Annotated in this window: 18 protein-coding genes; 14 read left to right on the top strand and 4 right to left on the bottom strand. The window is 35.3% G+C overall.

Annotation, left to right across the window (positions count from 1 at the left end):
- The first annotated feature begins 76 nt into the window (after positions 1-76).
- The 8 genes from G8Y85_RS03270 to G8Y85_RS03235 all read left to right on the top strand — a co-directional run bounded on the left by G8Y85_RS03270 (position 77) and on the right by G8Y85_RS03235 (position 6,879).
- Positions 77-349 (top strand): UPF0223 family protein, encoded by a 273-nt coding sequence (locus G8Y85_RS03270; protein WP_037566055.1) that lies wholly within the window; start codon positions 77-79, stop codon positions 347-349.
- Between the two features lie 102 nt (positions 350-451).
- Entirely contained in the window at positions 452-991 is a 540-nt protein-coding gene (locus tag G8Y85_RS03265) for a helix-turn-helix domain-containing protein (RefSeq protein WP_037566057.1), read from the top strand.
- A gap of 11 nt (positions 992-1,002) precedes the next feature.
- On the top strand, positions 1,003-2,103 hold the full coding sequence (locus G8Y85_RS03260; RefSeq protein WP_103346286.1) for an ABC transporter ATP-binding protein: 1,101 nt from the start codon (positions 1,003-1,005) through the stop codon (positions 2,101-2,103).
- Positions 2,090-2,896, top strand: coding sequence for an ABC transporter permease (locus G8Y85_RS03255; protein WP_103346285.1), 807 nt, complete (start codon positions 2,090-2,092; stop codon positions 2,894-2,896). Before G8Y85_RS03260 ends, G8Y85_RS03255 begins: the two co-directional genes overlap by 14 nt.
- Positions 2,893-3,705, top strand: coding sequence for an ABC transporter permease (locus tag G8Y85_RS03250; RefSeq protein WP_037566063.1), 813 nt, complete (start codon positions 2,893-2,895; stop codon positions 3,703-3,705). Before G8Y85_RS03255 ends, G8Y85_RS03250 begins: the two co-directional genes overlap by 4 nt.
- Entirely contained in the window at positions 3,702-4,772 is a 1,071-nt protein-coding gene (locus tag G8Y85_RS03245) for an ABC transporter substrate-binding protein (RefSeq protein WP_103346283.1), read from the top strand. The genes G8Y85_RS03250 and G8Y85_RS03245 overlap by 4 nt, the downstream gene beginning before the upstream one ends.
- A gap of 63 nt (positions 4,773-4,835) precedes the next feature.
- Positions 4,836-5,894 (top strand): lipoteichoic acid stability factor AuxB, encoded by a 1,059-nt coding sequence (gene auxB / locus G8Y85_RS03240; protein WP_103346282.1) that lies wholly within the window; start codon positions 4,836-4,838, stop codon positions 5,892-5,894.
- A gap of 169 nt (positions 5,895-6,063) precedes the next feature.
- Entirely contained in the window at positions 6,064-6,879 is an 816-nt protein-coding gene (locus tag G8Y85_RS03235; RefSeq protein ID WP_103346281.1) for a DUF4064 domain-containing protein, read from the top strand.
- 53 nt (positions 6,880-6,932) lie between these two features.
- Here the strand turns inward: G8Y85_RS03235 and G8Y85_RS03230 are convergent, their stop codons facing one another.
- Positions 6,933-7,544, bottom strand: a complete 612-nt coding sequence (locus tag G8Y85_RS03230; RefSeq protein WP_060550813.1) for a YktB family protein — start codon at positions 7,542-7,544, stop codon at positions 6,933-6,935.
- A 114-nt stretch (positions 7,545-7,658) separates the two neighbouring features.
- Here G8Y85_RS03230 and G8Y85_RS03225 point away from each other — a divergent pair, with 114 nt between their 5' ends.
- Complete coding sequence (locus tag G8Y85_RS03225; RefSeq protein ID WP_103346280.1) at positions 7,659-8,471, top strand: inositol monophosphatase family protein; 813 nt, start codon at positions 7,659-7,661, stop codon at positions 8,469-8,471.
- Between the two features lie 55 nt (positions 8,472-8,526).
- Here the strand turns inward: G8Y85_RS03225 and G8Y85_RS03220 are convergent, their stop codons facing one another.
- Positions 8,527-8,718: a DUF5325 family protein gene (locus G8Y85_RS03220; RefSeq protein ID WP_234022053.1), complete on the bottom strand. Its 192-nt coding sequence runs from the start codon at positions 8,716-8,718 to the stop codon at positions 8,527-8,529.
- A 91-nt stretch (positions 8,719-8,809) separates the two neighbouring features.
- Here G8Y85_RS03220 and typA point away from each other — a divergent pair, with 91 nt between their 5' ends.
- Together typA and G8Y85_RS03210 are read left to right on the top strand one after the other, a co-directional pair.
- Positions 8,810-10,657 (top strand): translational GTPase TypA, encoded by a 1,848-nt coding sequence (typA, locus tag G8Y85_RS03215; protein WP_037566076.1) that lies wholly within the window; start codon positions 8,810-8,812, stop codon positions 10,655-10,657.
- Between the two features lie 188 nt (positions 10,658-10,845).
- Positions 10,846-11,970: an NADH-dependent flavin oxidoreductase gene (locus G8Y85_RS03210; protein WP_107370674.1), complete on the top strand. Its 1,125-nt coding sequence runs from the start codon at positions 10,846-10,848 to the stop codon at positions 11,968-11,970.
- A gap of 235 nt (positions 11,971-12,205) precedes the next feature.
- On the opposite strand, the gene G8Y85_RS03205 is transcribed toward G8Y85_RS03210, so the two are convergent.
- Together G8Y85_RS03205 and G8Y85_RS03200 are read right to left on the bottom strand one after the other, a co-directional pair.
- Entirely contained in the window at positions 12,206-12,409 is a 204-nt protein-coding gene (locus G8Y85_RS03205) for a DUF2197 domain-containing protein (RefSeq protein WP_060550816.1), read from the bottom strand.
- Positions 12,410-12,892 (bottom strand): hypothetical protein, encoded by a 483-nt coding sequence (locus tag G8Y85_RS03200; RefSeq protein WP_060550817.1) that lies wholly within the window; start codon positions 12,890-12,892, stop codon positions 12,410-12,412. It abuts the gene before it with no gap.
- Between the two features lie 134 nt (positions 12,893-13,026).
- Here G8Y85_RS03200 and G8Y85_RS03195 point away from each other — a divergent pair, with 134 nt between their 5' ends.
- The 3 genes from G8Y85_RS03195 to G8Y85_RS03185 all read left to right on the top strand — a co-directional run bounded on the left by G8Y85_RS03195 (position 13,027) and on the right by G8Y85_RS03185 (position 18,315).
- Positions 13,027-13,302 (top strand): Fpa/YlaN family protein, encoded by a 276-nt coding sequence (locus G8Y85_RS03195; RefSeq protein ID WP_037566083.1) that lies wholly within the window; start codon positions 13,027-13,029, stop codon positions 13,300-13,302.
- A gap of 76 nt (positions 13,303-13,378) precedes the next feature.
- On the top strand, positions 13,379-14,599 hold the full coding sequence (gene ftsW / locus G8Y85_RS03190) for a cell division peptidoglycan polymerase FtsW (RefSeq protein WP_060550818.1): 1,221 nt from the start codon (positions 13,379-13,381) through the stop codon (positions 14,597-14,599).
- A gap of 266 nt (positions 14,600-14,865) precedes the next feature.
- Positions 14,866-18,315, top strand: coding sequence for a pyruvate carboxylase (locus G8Y85_RS03185; RefSeq protein WP_165805417.1), 3,450 nt, complete (start codon positions 14,866-14,868; stop codon positions 18,313-18,315).
- The last annotated feature ends 90 nt before the right edge of the window (positions 18,316-18,405 follow it).

The following is an 18,405-nucleotide window of genomic DNA, read 5'->3' as shown; positions in this document are numbered from 1 at the left end:
AATAATACATTTAAGGGTAAGGACATGTTGCGTGTCCTTGCTCTTTTTCTTATATTTTGATGAAGGAGGGATGTATATGGATTACCAATATCCAATAGATGTGGATTGGTCTCAAGAAGAAATGGTACAAGTGATATCATTCTTTAATGCGATTGAAGCATATTATGAGTCCTCTATTAATCGAGAGGTCTTGATGACGCGATACCAAGCCTTTAAAAAGGTAGTACCTGGTAAAGCGGACGAAAAAAATATATTTAACACATTTAAATCTGAGAGTGGTTACGATAGCTATAGAGTGATGAAAGAAGCTAAAAATCATCCAGAAAAAAGCAAATTATATGACAATTAAAAAACCTATTGTAATTTGAGCTGTAGTTTGGTATTTTTATTAGGCATTAAACTTTATGTTTAGTAAAAGTAAACAAATTACAGCTTTTTTTAGGAGTTAATGATGGATATAGGTCAAAAACTTAAAACGTTAAGGCTACTCAAAAATTTAACGCAAGAAGAATTAGGAGAACGTACAGATTTATCTAAAGGATATATCTCACAAATAGAAAGTGACAAAACATCGCCGAGTATGGAGACATTTTTAAATTTATTAGAAGTGTTAGGCACGACACCAGCTGAATTTTTCGACAAAAAACAAGTTGATAAAATTCACTATCCTAAATCTGAACAACTCACTTATGATGAGTATGATAAAGGGTATTTTTTACAATGGCCTGTTAAAACATCAAATGATTTTGAAATGGAACCGTTAATTTTAACACTTCAACCACATGCGTCATACAAATTATTTGAGCCTTCATATTCAGATACTTTTGTTTATTGTATGCGTGGGAGTGTCACGCTCAAATTAGGGAATGAAAAGTATAAAGCGTCAAAAGGGGATGCCTTATATTTTAAAGCAACTAAACAACATCAACTCATCAATGAACATCATAGTGAGGGACGCGTCATGATTGTTGCAACGTCATCGTATTTATAGGAGGGAAGACTTTGACTGCCTTATTAACATTTCAAAATGTAACAAAAAAATATCAAGATAAAACGATTATTAATGATATTAATTTAGAGATTGAATCTGGTCATTTCTATACGATTTTAGGACCATCTGGTTGTGGTAAGACGACAATTTTAAAATTGATTGCAGGTTTTGAACATGCAGATGCTGGTCAAATTGTATACCAAGGGAAAACGATTAATGAACTTCCACCAAATAAGCGCCAAGTGAATACCGTGTTTCAAGATTATGCACTTTTTCCGCATTTAAATGTATATGAAAATGTCGCATTTGGATTAAAAATGAAGAAAATGAACAAATCAAAGATAAAAGAAAAGGTACTTGAAGCATTGAAATTAGTGAAGTTAGATCAATTTGTAGATCGTGATATTCATGAGTTGAGTGGAGGACAAAAACAACGTATTGCGATTGCACGCGCTATTGTCAATGAACCTGAAATTCTTTTACTTGATGAATCGTTATCTGCATTAGATTTAAAATTACGTACAGAAATGCAATATGAATTAAGAGACTTACAATCAAGATTAGGCATTACATTTGTCTTTGTGACGCATGACCAAGAAGAAGCACTCGCTTTAAGTGATTACATTTTTGTGATGCGAGAGGGCAATATTGAACAGTTCGGTACACCTTTAGACATTTATGATGAGCCTGTGAATCGATATGTGGCTGACTTTATTGGAGAATCAAATATCGTAGAGGGACACATGGTTCAAGACTATGTGGTTAATATTTATGGGCAAAATTTTGATTGTGTCGATAAAGATATTCCCCAGGGTAAAAAAGTAGATGTGATCATTAGACCTGAAGACATTTCTTTAGTAGACGCATCTGAAGGGTTATTTAAAGCAACAGTTCATTCAACGCTATTTAGAGGTGTTCATTATGAAATTACGTGCATCGATGAGCAAGGGTATCAGTGGACGATTCAATCCACTAAAAATGCAGAAGTTGATGATAAAGTAGGATTATATTTTGATCCTGTAGCCATCCATATTATGGTTCCTGGTGAAACTGAAGAAGAATTTGACAAACGAATTGAAGGTTATGGAGAAGTAGATTATGAGACATATTAGTCGTTGGTTGGCTATCCCCTATATTTTATGGATGCTAATCTTTATCATTATTCCTGTCCTATTACTTTGTTATTTTTCGTTTGTCGATCGTAACGGTCACTTTTCTTTAGAAAACTATCAACAATTTTTTACAATGCGCTACATGTATATGTTAGGAGAATCTATTTTATACGCAGCAATTATAACGGCAGTGTGTTTAATGATCAGTTATCCTGCAGCCTATTTTATTCGACAGTCTAAGCATGCTGCAACGTGGTTATTAGTTATGATTATACCAACTTGGATGAATTTACTACTTAAGACATATGCATTTATAGGGATTTTCAGTCAAGATGGACTTATCAATCGTTTCATGACTGCCTTACATCTACCTAGTCAGTCTTTATTGTTTACAGCACCTGCTTTCATAATGGTATCGGCATATATTTATATCCCATTTATGCTGTTACCGATTTACAATAGTATGAAAGACATTAATAACCAATTATTCTATGCTGCGCAGGATTTAGGAGCGAACACATTTACAACGATGCAAAAAGTTTTGCTACCTTTGTCTAAAGAAGGGATTAAAACGGGTATACAAGTTACATTTATCCCAGCACTGTCTTTATTTATGATTACGCGTTTAATTGCCGGTAATAAAGTAGTCAATATCGGTACTGCGATTGAAGAGCAATTTTTAGTGATTCAAAATTATGGTATGGGTTCTACCATCGCATTATTTTTAGTCCTATTTATGGCACTTCTATTGATTATGACGCGTACGAAAAGTAAAGGAGGTGCGTCACGATGAAATGGATAGGTAAAAGTTATTTAATTGGTTTACTTATCGTATTGTATTTACCTATTTTTTATCTGATGTTTTATTCCTTTAATAGCGAAGGCAACATGGTCCATTTTGGTGGATTTACTTTAGAACATTATGTCACATTATTTAATAATAAACGCTTGCTTGAAGTGGTCTTCAATACGATAGCAGTGGCGTTAATTGCAGCAGCCATTTCAACAATTATTGGTGTTTTTGGCGCATTAATGTTATACCAAATCCGTAATCAATCATTGAAGATTTCATTTTTAACATTGAATAATGTATTGATGGTTTCATCAGACGTGGTGATTGGTGCATCATTTTTAATTATGTTTACAGCAATCGGACATGTGACAGGATTTGGATTAGGATTTACCTCTGTCCTTGTTTCTCATATTGCGTTTTGTATTCCGATTGTGGTCATTATTGTATTGCCTAAATTATATGAAATGAATGAATCTATATTAGATGCCGGGCGTGATTTAGGTGCATCAGACTTTCAAGTTTTAAGTCGTATCGTCATCCCGCAATTGATGCCTGGGATTATCGGAGGCTTTTTTATGGCCTTAACGTATTCATTAGATGATTTCACTGTGAGTTTTTTTGTCACAGGTAATGGTTTTAGTGTACTGTCAGTCGAAGTCTATTCTATGGCACGACGCGGTATTAGCATGGAAATTAACGCAATATCCACCATTTTATTCCTCATCATTATGCTTGGATTAGTCATTTATCAATGGTTAAAAAAACATAATCAACGCACAATGAATCATAAAAGGGAGATGACGTTATGAAGCAATTGATGCAACTTGTGGTAGGGGCACTTTTACTGGGAATCCTTTGTTTAGGCGTTGGTTATTGGATTAATCATGATGTCGGTCAAAAAAATCAACAAAAATTGTATGTATATAATTGGGGAGAATATATTGATCCTGAGCTCATTAAACAATTTGAAAAAGAATCCGGTATTAAAGTTATTTATGAAACATTTGATTCTAATGAGGCAATGGAAGCTAAAATTCGTAATGGTGGGACGAGCTACGATGTGGCTTTTCCAAGTGATTATACGATTCAAAAAATGCGCAAAGCCCATTTGTTAAAGGAATTAGATAAAAGTAAAATTCCTAATGCAAAACACCTTGATTCCTATTATATGAATCAACCTTTTGATCCTCACAATAAATATTCAATGCCTTATTTCTTTGGCACAGTGGGTATCATTTATGACAAAACAAAATATCCAGACATAAAGTTTGATAGTTGGAAAGATTTAAAAAATCCAAAACTTAAAAATGATGTTATTTTTGTTGATGGTGCCCGTGAAATTATGGGACTATCATTAAATAGTTTAGGGTATAGTTTGAATGATAAGAATACTAAACATCTACAGGAAGCTGAAACTGAACTGAAATCCTATGCACCTTCAGTTAAAGGTGTTGTCGGTGACGAAGTTTCAATGATGCTAGAACAACATGAGGCTGGCGCAGCAGTATTATGGAGTGGTTCTGCGGCACCGATATTTACTAGTGATGATCGGTATGATTATGTCGTGCCTAAGGAAGGTTCTAACTTATGGTTCGATAATATGGTGATACCTAAAACAGCTCAAAATGTTGAAGGTGCGCATAAATTTATTAACTTTTTATTAGACCCTCAAGTGAGTAAACAAAATACTGAATGGGTAGAATATGGTACACCGAATAAAACAGCTAAATCTTTATTACCTAAAGAAACGCGTGAAGATACGCGAATTTACCCTACCAAAGAAGAACAAAAACGACTTGAAGTGTATAAAGATTTAGGTCCGGATGTATTAAATGAGTACAATGAGCGATTTCTAAACTTTAAAATGGGATTATGATTCTAGTTATTTTGATTAAGTTTAGATATAATTAAGTAACTAAGTACATTAAGGAGTGAAATTATGGCTTATGAGGCTTACCAACAGGTGGCAAGACCTGTGAGTCGTATCGCTGAAAAGATTCTAGGATGGCTAAGTTGGGTGTTGTTATTATTAACAACAATTGTCGCAATGTTTTTTGGATTAGTGTTATTTAGCAATGAGAGCTCAATCCAAAATATTGAGAATGGCATCGCTAATAATCCAACGATGCAAACTTTTTTAGCTAATAATAATTTAACAGCGACACAGTTTGTCATCTCAATGCAAAATGGCGTTTGGGCGTTTATCGTTTATCTAATAGTATGTCTTCTGATTTCATTCCTAGCATTGATTTCAATGAAGCATCGAATCGTATCAGGCTTACTATTCTTACTTGTGGCTATTTTGTCGATTCCATTGTTTTTTATACTTGTACCACTTTTTTTTGTTATCGTTGCATTTATGATGTTTATTCGTAAAGACAAAATGGTGTCAGTTCCTGGTTACTATTATGAAGGGAATCAAGTGGGTTATGAACGAAATTATGGTCAATCACAACCGTACAATACATCAGATGAAAAAGTGTATCGTAGACCTTCTGAACAAGAGCCACGTTATAATGACAATCATGAATCTAAGGTCAATCAACCAACAGCAACATCACACAATGATGAAGCAAAAGCATCTGAGTCACCTCAAGTACTTTCACGAACTGCAAAGTATCATCATAAATCCGTACGAAATCAAGAAGATGTACCTTCGAATGATTTAACAGAAGAAGATGATACAGTTGTATATCAACCCCGTTCTGAAGCACAAAAAGAGGATAATCATGTCTTTGATTCCAGAACGCATGTTTCAGCTAAAGATGTGAATGGTGAAGATGAGCCTATTGATCAAGAAACATTAAAACAACAGCGTAAAGATGAACGCGCTCAAATTAAAGCCCAGAAGAAAGAAGACCGTAAAGCACGTAAAGCTCAGGTAAAAGAACAGCGTAAAGCACGTCCTAGTGCGGCAACGCAACGTAGACAAAATTATGATTATCGTAAACAAGTTCAAAAAGAACGGTCAACAGATACGCAAGATACAGAAAAATAATCTACTAATGAATAAAACAGTGAATCTACTTTTTATTGAGTCAGATTCACTGTTTTTTTGCGTTATTTAAATATTATTAAATTATACATCAAAGTTTGTAAAAATTTTTTAAATTATGCGTTTATGGATAGGATATAGGGTAATTAAGTGACTAAGGAGGTAATGCATTATGTCAGACAAATATACTTATGGAAAACATGACGATAATCATTTAAATCACGATCGTCATCAGTACGATAGTTATCAACATCAAAAACCTTTCAAACGTACGGCAGAAAAAGTACTCACTTGGATTGGTATTGTTTTACATGCTTTATATGCGCTGTTAATTTTAGGAGCAGGGTCATTTATACCACAATTACTAAAAAATAAAGAGTTTCAACAAGAATTCCAGAAACAAGGGATAGATTCCAATCAAGTTGCGCAACAAAGTCAGGATTATTTTCCTGTACTACTTTATGTCGGTGTGCCGTTGTTATTAGCACTTATTGCTGCATTTTTATTTAAAAAGCGCATTCTTGCAGGCGTGATTTTAATTATTGCAAGTATTTTAGCGTTATTCTCAGCAAGCTTAATAGCTGCTTTATTATGGTTTATTGCTGCAATTATGTTATTTGTTCGCAAGCCTAAACCATATCACCATGTAATGGCAAATGATAGCCATGATCGTGATCATGTTAATCACAATCATAATCATTCTCATCATCATGACCGTCACGATGTGAAGCATAGTGATGATAAACGAGTTGAACATGAAGCGCATCACCAGCATGATGTGAATCGTACAAATCATGTTGACAGTCGTCGTGACAATGTAGGTGCGCAACCTTATTCAGATAATAATCATCATACTCATGAATCATCTCGTCATGAGGATGGACATGGAGATGCGCATCATCATGAATCGAATCATCATGACCTTAAAGATAAAGGTTTAAATGCTAAAGAGCGTTTAAACGATTTAAAAGATGATCATCGTCGATAAACTAAAACCAAACGCCACATCCTAAAATCAATGGGATGTGGCGTTTGCCATTGTTATTTATAAAATTTTAAAAGGTGGTCAAATGTATCTTCCAAATATGCAAGAAATGCTTTATCAGACTTTAATTCTTTCGCATTTGGTTTTAACGCACGTGCAATGAAAAACTCACCTTTTTTAACATTTTTCGCACGATGAATGCCTTTTTCAACTTCCTCTTGAGACATATGACTAATTTTAGATTTATCAGGTTTTGTATGATCGAGTGAAATTTGGAAATCGTCTGGAAGGGCAATTAAAGTATCAATGTTGTCTTCGAATACTTTTACATCTTCAGCTTTATTTTTATCTTCATGCATGACACCATACATGACAAATAAATGATCTTCAAATAACCCGATTTGAAAATGAGGTTGCATTTTATAGCCACGTTGATTTGTAGCAAAAGCGACCCAAGTATCTTTTGGCGGGTTTACTGTGCGTCTTGCATGCTTAGCAACATGTGCGTAAAAGTCTTCGCCCGTCACTGTTTTTAAATAATCAGTAAAGTATGCACCTAATTGATGAAATTGAGGACGAATTTTTTCATCGAGTGCCGCCATTCTATCCTCTAAACCTTCTACTTGAAAAACTTTAAAATCACTTGGTTTAAAAGTATATTTCGTCATGATTGTTCCTCCTAAATGACAGTGGATTTCATTAATAATAGAATACCTTAGTTTGTAAAACATTCATAATATAATGATTTGTTGTATAATGTTAAACAACTAGGAGTGATGCCGATGCATTTATATGATTTTGCTAAAAATTTAGTTTTAGAAGCGGGGAACAATATACGCAAATGGATGCATGAAGACATTGAGATTGAATCCAAGTCTAATCCCAATGACTTGGTTACAAATGTTGATAAAGCCGTTGAAACTTTTATTGTGAGTCAAATCGAAGCGCAATATCCACATCATAAGATGATTGGTGAGGAAGGCCATGGGCATGACATAGATTCGACGCAAGGGACGATTTGGGTGATAGATCCTATTGATGGCACACTTAATTTTGTTCATCAAAAACAAAATTTCGCCATTTCAGTTGGAATTTATAAAGATGGAAAACCTTATGCAGGGTTTGTATATGATGTGATGCGTGACATTTTATACCATGCCAAAGCATCTCATGGCGCATTTAAAAATGAAATGCCATTACCTCAACTACAAAACACATTATTGAAAGAAAGCATTGTAGGGTTAAATCCAAATTGGCTAACGAAACCGAAGATGGGATCTATACTACAACCTATTATTCGTGATTCTCGGACGGCCCGTGCCTATGGTTCAGCTGCACTTGAAATAGTATATGTTGCCACAGGTCTATTATCAGCGTATATGACACCGCGTTTACATCCATGGGATTATGCTGGGGGATTGATTATACTTCAAGAAGTAGGCGGCAGCGGGACAAATTTCCTTGGTGAGCCGTTGTCGATTACAACACATAGTACAGTATTGTTTGGAAATAAAGCGATTCACGAAGAGATTTTGAACCACTATTTGAATCCTTACCGAAATGAACTTATAGCTATGCAACAACGTTATCAATAAAAAGGGTGAGCATATTGACATGCTCACCCTTGTATATATTCTAATAGCTTAAAGATTAAAACCAATCATTTTCTCGATACTTCTTTTTCAATGAAAAGCCATAACCTAACGTCGCCATTAATAAAATAAATGTAATCAACATCCAGAACATATTTGTTGCTGCGATTGCAAAGCTAAATGTTGTTAAAAAGAAAACAGCAAGTAGTGCAAGTATGAAAAAAATAGTTTTAGACTTTTGCATCTTTATTCCACCTAACTGTGTCGTCATTTCATTTATATGATATAATAAACGAGTTGCAAAAGAAAGTGGTAATTTACTCAAGAAAGGAAATTAATGTATGACTAAATTTAGAGAAGATGTTCGTAATATTGCGATTATCGCTCACGTTGACCATGGGAAAACGACTTTGGTTGATGAATTATTAAAACAATCTGGAATTTTCCGTGAGAATGAGCACGTAGCTGAACGTGCAATGGATTCAAACGATCTTGAAAGAGAACGTGGGATTACCATCTTAGCGAAAAATACTGCAGTTGATTATAAAGGGACACGTATTAACATTCTAGACACACCTGGACACGCTGACTTTGGGGGAGAAGTAGAACGTATCATGAAAATGGTAGACGGTGTTGTCCTTGTAGTGGATGCTTATGAAGGCACGATGCCTCAAACACGCTTTGTATTAAAGAAAGCATTAGAACAAAATTTAAAACCAGTAGTTGTAGTGAACAAAATTGATAAGCCATCTGCACGTCCTGAAGGTGTAGTGGATGAGGTTTTAGATTTATTTATTGAATTAGATGCTAATGATGAGCAGCTTGAGTTCCCAGTTGTATATGCATCAGCAATTAGTGGTACAGCAAGTTTAGATGCGGATAAACAAGATGAAAACATGCAATGCTTATATGAAACAATCATTGAGTATGTACCTGCACCAGTTGATAATCGTGATGAGCCATTACAATTCCAACCAGCATTGTTAGACTATAACGATTATGTTGGCCGAATTGGCATTGGACGTATCTTCCGTGGAACGATGCGTGTTGGGGAGAATGTATCATTATTAAAGTTAGATGGAAGTGTTAAAAATTTCCGTGTAACTAAAATATTTGGTTATTTTGGTTTAAAACGTGAGGAAATTCAAGAAGCATATGCTGGAGATTTAATTGCTGTATCAGGAATGGAAGATATCAACGTGGGTGAAACGATTACACCTCAAGACCATCAAGATAAACTCCCAGTATTACGTATTGATGAACCTACATTAGAAATGACTTTCCGAGTAAATAATTCACCATTTGCTGGACGAGAAGGACAATTTGTTACGGCACGTCAAATTCAAGAACGTTTAGACAATCAATTAGAAACAGACGTATCTTTAAAGGTCACACCAACAGATTCACCGGATGCGTGGACTGTAGCGGGTCGTGGAGAATTACATTTATCGATTCTAATTGAAAACATGCGTCGTGAAGGTTTTGAACTTCAAGTATCGAAACCTCAAGTTATTTTAAAAGATATAGATGGAGAACTTCATGAACCATTCGAACGTGTACAAGCTGAAGTACCAGAAGAATACGCAGGTTCTGTCATTGAATCGTTAGGTCAACGTAAAGGTGAAATGGTAGACATGACAACGACAGATAATGGCTTAACACGCTTAATCTTTAATGTACCGGCAAGAGGTTTAATTGGATATACGACTGAGTTCATGTCTATGACACGTGGTTACGGTATCATTAACCATACGTTCGATGAATTTAGACCACGCATTAAAGGACGTATTGGTGGTCGTCGTAATGGTGTATTAGTTTCTATGGATCAAGGTAGTGCAAGTGAATATGCAATTTTAGGTTTAGAAGACCGTGGTATCAACTTTATGGAACCAGGTACGGAAGTCTATGAAGGTATGATTGTTGGTCAAAATAACCGTGAAAATGATTTAACTGTTAATATTACAAAAGTTAAACATCAAACAAATGTACGTTCAGCTACTAAAGACCAAACAGAAACTATGAAAAAGCCACGTATCTTAACGTTAGAAGAAGCATTAGAGTTTATCAATGATGATGAACTGGTGGAAGTAACACCTGAAAATGTACGTTTGAGAAAACGTATTTTAAATAAAGGTCAACGTGAAAAAGAAGCGAAACGTTTGAAACAAATGATGGAAGATAATGAATAATTATAAAAAGCAATGTCACTATCATATAGTGATGTTGCTTTTTTATGTATAATGGAATGCCAAAAATGTCATCGTTGCGGGGGCGATACAACGAAATCAAAGATTTCTGTATCGCTCTCAAGTCGAGTTGTTTTGTCGGTTTTTGTTCTTGTATTACACTGTAAGTAGTTGATTAAGGAGGTTTTTTTATGGAGGAACGTTTTAAACCTTTATTTGAAAGTGTGGTTTTACCTAATGGCAAACGGATTAAAAATAAGTTTGTTTTAGCTCCTTTGACGCATACGCTTTCGAATGATGACGGTACGGCATCTGATCGTGAAATAGCGTTTATGAAATCAAGAACGCATGATGTAGGGATGGCCATTACGGCTGCAAGTTATATTAATATTGAAGGTAAAGCTTTCCCAGGCCATCCTTCCATTTCTAAAGAAGCGGATTTAGAAGGATTAACTGAACTCGCACGTACGATTAAACAAAATGGAGCTGTCGCTATTATGCAAATTCATCATGGTGGCGCACGAGCGCTTCCTGAATATGTTCCAAATGGCGATGTTAAGGCGCCAAGTCAAATTGAAGATTATGGATATGGTAAACAACAACCCCATGCTTCTAGGGCAATGACAGCTGAAGAAGTTGAGGCAGCGATTAAAGATTACGGGCGTGCGACAGCACTCGCAATTCAAGCAGGATTCGATGGCATTGAAATACACGGTGCGAATCACTATTTAATACATCAATTTGTTTCACCATATTATAATCATAGAGAAGATAAATGGAAAGATCCTTTTGCATTTTCTAAAGCCGTTATTGAAGAAGTATTGGAAGTGAAAACGGCGTTAGCACCACGTGATTTTGTGATAGGTTACCGGTTTTCACCGGAAGAAGCTGAGAAACCCGGTATTACGATGGAGCATACACAACGATTAATTCAGGAACTTATAACCTATCCACTTGATTATTTACACGCGTCACTCATGGATATTCAATCTGTTACGAGAGATGGAAAGTATGCTGGGGCAACACGGATAACGTTACTAAAACAATGGATAAATCAAAAAATGCCACTCATTGGTATTGGTTCTATTTATTCAGGTAATGATGCTTTGAAAGGGTTAGCGCTTGGGGCTGATTTTGTAGCGTTAGGTCGAGGGTTATTACTCGATCCCCACCTTATTGAAAAAATTGAACATGGTAAAGAAGACGAGATTGTCAATGTATTTGATGCTAAACGAGAAGACCATCATCAATTGCCGGACGAATTGTGGCAATTATTTAATAAGGGTCGATATCCAGTTCCTAAAAAAGAAATATAGAATGAATCAATGTGGTAGTATGAGTTGAAATGATAAAGCCTTTAAAGTTCATTGTCTTATGAATTTTAAAGGCTATTTTTCGCTTTGTATAGAAAGAGACATCTTATACGATTTGAAATCAATCATTGTCAATCGTGAAGTTAAAGTGGTGAAAGTGGATCATTGTAAAATGCATCAAAGCAGTAGTGTTGTTACTACTTTGATGCATAAAATAGGTGTGGAACATTACATATTATTAGGATCGAGACGATTCATTTTTTTCTGAGCTATTATGAATGCTTGTTTCTTTAGGTAATCGTTGTTTCGGTGTATCTAAACGACTTTTACATTCATCGCACATAAATGTTTGAATAGGATTATGCTTTAAGCGTTTGGCAATGAGCGTATTCTCATCTAAAAGAACCTCTGTATCGCATATTATACATGTTACTTTCCGCATTTATAACACCTCAATATGAGTAACATAATCAAATTGATAACGCATTCCTTCCTCTTGTTGATATACAAAGCTGTCTACGGCATTATCTTTATAGAGTCTTTTGCCATCTTTTGAGAATTGAAAAAATAAATAAGGTAACAGCTGAAATGGTATATCGATATGCTCCGTATCATTTGATAGACGAATAATAGAAGCACTGTCCAATGGTTCCGCATTCTTGAAAAATGGTGTCATGTTAATCACAAACGATCCTTCAAGTACAGCGCGTTTTTTATAATCGATTTCAGAATTTAAAGTTGGTGGGTTAGTTTGTCCTTCTAATATCGCCCGATTCCATTCGCGATTATCTTCAAATTTTATAGGTTTTTCACCATCAAAGACACCATTTTTTAAATCGTCGATACGTATTTTGCGGTCATCGAAAATCCATGTAGAACTATCTAACGTAATAGGAAATTTTACCGCACCTTTAATTTGAATCATGAACATGCACTCCCTCAAGTAAACTAAATTTATTTTATCATACTTGAGACGGAGGCGTATGAAATACACTTGCTTTTTAAAATGGGTTAAGATAAACTTTTAACATGAAGATAAAATTATGGGGGGACTATGTCATGAGCAAGCAAAAAAATATTAGCAATGCGGCATACGACCAGTTAAATGCAGACGCAGACAGAATTTTACAGCTCATTAAAGTTCAAATTGATAACTTAACATTGCCACAATGTCCTTTATATGAGGAAGTTTTAGATACGCAAATGTATGGGTTACAAAAAGAAGTTGATTTTGCTGTGAAACTCGGTTTGGTTGATAAAGAAGACGGTAAAGCATTAATGCTTCGCCTTGAAAAAGAGTTATCAAAACTACACGAAGCGTTTACAAGAGTTTAATTGCGATTGAAAATCCATGCTGAGATTTTGGCGCAATGACGCTTTGTATCTGCGATGAATTGGATGATCATATCATATGAATAATATAAAAAGTTTATTTCGATATATTTTGAGATCCTCTAAATATATCGATTTTCCATTATTAATCACTTATCTTGCACTATGTTTTATTGGTTTAACAATGGTGTATAGTGCAAGTATGGTAGCAGCTACGAGAGGAACACTCACCGGTGGTGTATCTGTTCCGGGTACATATTTTTACTCTAGACAACTTATTTATATCGGTATCGGTTTTGGTATCGTATTTTTTATCGCTTATTTGTTAAATGTCAGACTTCTGAAATCGCCTAAATTTCAAGTTGGAATGATGGGATTTATCGTAATGTTACTATTGGCGACTTTAGTTATAGGATCTGAAATTAATGGGTCACGAAGTTGGCTAAATTTAGGTTTTATGAATTTACAAGCTTCTGAGCTTTTAAAAATTGCTATTATACTTTATGTGCCATATATCATTGAACGAAAAAGACCACAAATTCAACGAGATCCAACAGCGATTCTGTGGCCTATTATCTTTGTAGGCCTTATTATTGGGCTGGTTTTATTACAAAAAGACGTGGGTCAAACGATGCTGATTTCAGCAATTTTCTTCTCAATCATTTTATACGCTGGTATTGGAATTAAAAACTTTTTGAAAATTGGTTTCTTCAGTTTGTTAGGTCTTTTTGTTGTTGTTATCATCATCGTTGTTTTTAGAATTAATATTTTACCGTCATACCTTACAGCGCGCTTTAGTGCTCTCGAAAATCCTTTTAACTTTGAAGATGGCATAGGCTATCACCTTGCTAACTCACTTCTAGCTATCGGTAATGGAGGGATTTTTGGAAGAGGTCTAGGTAATAGTATTATGAAACTCGGGTATTTACCTGAACCCCATACCGATTTTATATTTGCAATTATTGCGGAAGAATTAGGTTTAGTGGGTGTACTCATTGTTTTAAGTTTATTGTTCTTTATCGTATATCGTTCGTTTGAACTTGCTTCTCGCACAACGTCCTATTTTTATAAATTGGTTTGTGTTGGTATAGCAAGTTATATCGGTATTCAAACGTTTATCAATTTAGGAGGGATTTCAGGATTAATTCCTTTAACAGGGGTTCCACTACCTTTTATTAGTTTTGGAGGATCCTCAATGATTAGTTTGAGTATTGCGATGGGATTATTGCTAATTGTGTCTAAACAAATTAGATATGAGCAAGCGCGCAAACGATATATAAAGAAAAATAATATGACTTAAAACAGTAACGAGAGCTTTGAATCTAAAAGTTTGATATGATTCTAAGTTCTCGTTTTTTATTTTGACTTTTGAGTGACGACAACTTAAAATAAATGTGGTAATAACAAAAATCTATCAAGAGTAATAAGTAATATTTATAACCTTGAGAATTTATTATAGGTCATTTGAATCATGAAAAATGACTTTGACTTTTAACTTCTTTACAGATTTTGATATACTAGTAATTATATTTTTAGAATTTTCGAACTTTTTAGGAGGTTGGCTTCATGAAACGCATTCGTAAATTATTAGTCGCAAACCGTGGGGAAATTGCCATTCGTATCTTTAGAGCAGCAACTGAGCTAAATATAAAAACTGTTGCTATTTATTCAAAAGAAGATATGGGGTCATTACATAGATATAAAGCTGACGAATCATACCTCGTTGGTGAAGATTTAGGTCCAGCTGAAAGTTATTTAAATATTGAACGCATAATTAAAGTAGCCAAAGAAGCTGATGTTGATGCCATTCATCCGGGTTATGGTTTTTTAAGTGAAAACATGCAATTTGCTAAACGTTGTGCTGAAGAAGGTATCATTTTTATCGGCCCTCATCTTGAACATTTGGATATGTTTGGTGATAAGGTAAAGGCGCGTACAACTGCGATTAAAGCAGATTTACCTGTTATTCCGGGAACTGATGGACCTGTTGAAGGTTTTGAAGCAGCAGAGGTTTTTGCAGAAGAGGCTGGATATCCATTAATGATTAAAGCGACCAGTGGTGGTGGCGGTAAAGGTATGCGTATCGTTCGAGAACCTTCTGAACTAAAAGAAGCATTCACTCGTGCGAAATCTGAGGCAGAAAAGTCATTTGGCAATAGTGAAGTGTACATTGAGAAGTTTATCGATAACCCTAAACATATAGAAGTACAAATTATTGGTGATGAAGAAGGGAATATCATTCATTTATATGAACGTGATTGTTCTGTCCAAAGACGTCATCAAAAAGTTGTAGAAGTTGCGCCGTCAGTCTCATTATCTGATGAATTAAGGGAACGTATTTGTGCATCTGCGGTTGATTTAATGAAAAAAATTAATTATGTAAACGCCGGTACAGTTGAATTTTTAGTATCGGGGAATGAATTTTATTTTATTGAAGTCAATCCTCGTGTCCAAGTAGAACATACTATCACTGAAATGATCACAGGTGTTGATATTGTTAAAACACAAATCTTAATCGCTGATCGAGAAAATTTACATGGTGAAGCAATCAGCATGCCTTCTCAAGATGAAATTAAAACTTTAGGATATGCCATTCAATGTCGTATTACAACAGAAGATCCGACACAAGATTTTATGCCAGATACGGGTCATATTGTTGCTTATCGTTCAAGTGGTGGTTTCGGCGTACGTCTTGATGCAGGTGATGCTTTCCAAGGTGCTGAAATTTCACCGTACTACGATTCTTTACTCGTGAAAGTATCGACACATGCGATTAGCTATAAAGAAGCGCGTGAAAAAATGGAACGTTCACTACAAGAAATGCGTATTCGAGGCGTGAAAACAAATATTCCATTTTTACGTAATGTGATTAATCATCACAAATTTGCCTCAGGAGATTATACAACAAAATTTTTAGAAAATGCGCCTGAATTATTTGTGATACAACCTTCACGCGATAGAGGAACAAAAACATTAGAATATATAGGTAATGTTTCAATTAATGGTTTTCCAAATGTTGATAAGCGACCGAAGCCAACGTTCGAACCAGCTGAATTACCTGAAGTAAGTTTCAATGAGATTAAAGCATTACGAGGTACGAAGCAATTATTAGATGAAAAAGGTCCGCAGGCCGTAGCAGATTGGGTTAAAGCGCAAAAAGATGTATTAATTACAGATACAACGTTCCGTGATGCACACCAATCGTTATTAGCAACGCGTGTGCGTTCTCATGATTTACTAAAAATTGCACCTGCAACAGCCAAAGTGATGCAAAATAACTTCTCATTAGAATTATGGGGCGGTGCGACTTTTGATGTGGCATTTAACTTCTTGAAAGAAAATCCATGGCAACGACTTCATGATTTAAGAAAAACAATTCCAAATGTGCTCTTCCAAATGCTATTACGTGCTTCGAATGCTGTGGGCTATAAAAACTATCCTGATAATGTCATTCAAAAATTTGTAAAACAGAGTGCAGAAGCAGGTATTGATGTTTTCCGTATTTTTGATTCATTGAACTGGGTTGAACAAATGAAAGTTGCTAACGAAGCCGTTCAAGAAGCGGGGAAAATATCTGAAGGTACGATTTGTTATACCGGTGACATTTTAAATCCAGAACGCTCTAATATTTACACATTAGACTATTATGTCAAACTTGCGAAAACGTTAGAGCGAGAAGGCTTTCATATGTTAGCGATTAAAGATATGGCTGGCTTATTAAAACCACGCGCAGCCTATGAACTTATTGGAGAGTTAAAAGCAGCAGTAGATTTACCAATTCACTTACACACGCATGACACTAGTGGTAATGGAATTATCATTTACAAACAAGCGATTGATGCTGGCGTAGATGTGGTTGATACGGCTGTAGCTGCTATGTCAGGGCTAACGAGTCAACCAAGTAGTAACTCACTGTATTACACGTTAGATGGATTCGAAAGAGATTTGCGTATGGATATTGATGGTCATGAAGCGTTATCTCATTATTGGGATGCGGCACGTGCATATTATAGTGACTTTGAAAGTGATATGAAATCACCGCATACTGAAATTTATCAACATGAGATGCCAGGTGGGCAATATTCAAATTTACGTCAACAAGCGAAAAGTCTAGGACTAGGCGAGCGCTTTGGTGAAGTGAAGAAAATGTATCGTCGTGTCAATTTCTTATTTGGTGATATTGTCAAAGTGACACCTTCGTCAAAAGTTGTAGGAGATATGGCATTATACATGGTTCAAAATGATTTGGATGAAGAAACAGTAGTTCGTGATGGTCATAAATTAGACTTCCCAGAATCTGTCGTTTCATTCTTCAAAGGCGAAATTGGACAACCTGTTAACGGCTTTAATCAAGCATTGCAACAAGCTGTATTAAAAGGGCAAAAACCACTCACAAAGCGCCCAGGTGAATATTTAGAACCTGTGGACTTTGATGCTTTAAAAGAGGAGTTGCAACAAAAGCAACAACATAAAGTCACTGAAGAAGATGTAATTAGTTATGCGTTATACCCTAAAGTTTATGAGCAATATATTCAAACGTTTGAAAAATTTGGGGATGTGTCTATTTTAGATACGCCGACTTTCTTCTTCGGTATGCGCGACAATGAAACAGTAGAAATTGAAATCGATAAAGGTAAGATATTAATTATCACACTTAAAACCATTACAAAACCTGATGAAAATGGTATGTGTACAGTATTTTTTGATATGAATGGTCAAGCGCGTCGTGTGCGCATTAAAGATGAAAATGTTCAGTCTTCAAAACGCGCAAAACCAAAAGCAGATAAGTCAAATCCGACTCATATTGGTGCACAAATGCCAGGGACTGTATTACAAGTAGATGTCAGTGAAGGCGACGAGGTTGAAGCAAATCAATCTCTAATTATTACTGAAGCTATGAAAATGGAAACAACGGTTCAAGCGCCATTTAAAGGTATAGTGAAAAAAATTCATGTATTTCCGAATGATGGCATTGAAACAGGAGACCTTCTGATTGAAGTTGAACAAGCAGAATAAGTAAGTAGTGTTTCATAATATAACACGTATAGAATCTATAAACCGATAGAGGCGACAATGTTCGTTTAAAGAACATTGTCGCCTCTTATT

It is taken from the genome of Staphylococcus sp. 11007852, from assembly GCF_011394325.1.
Lineage (GTDB): Bacteria > Bacillota > Bacilli > Staphylococcales > Staphylococcaceae > Staphylococcus > Staphylococcus agnetis.
The sequence above is the reverse complement of the archived record's forward strand: the minus strand, read 5'-3'. Positions and strand labels throughout refer to the sequence as shown.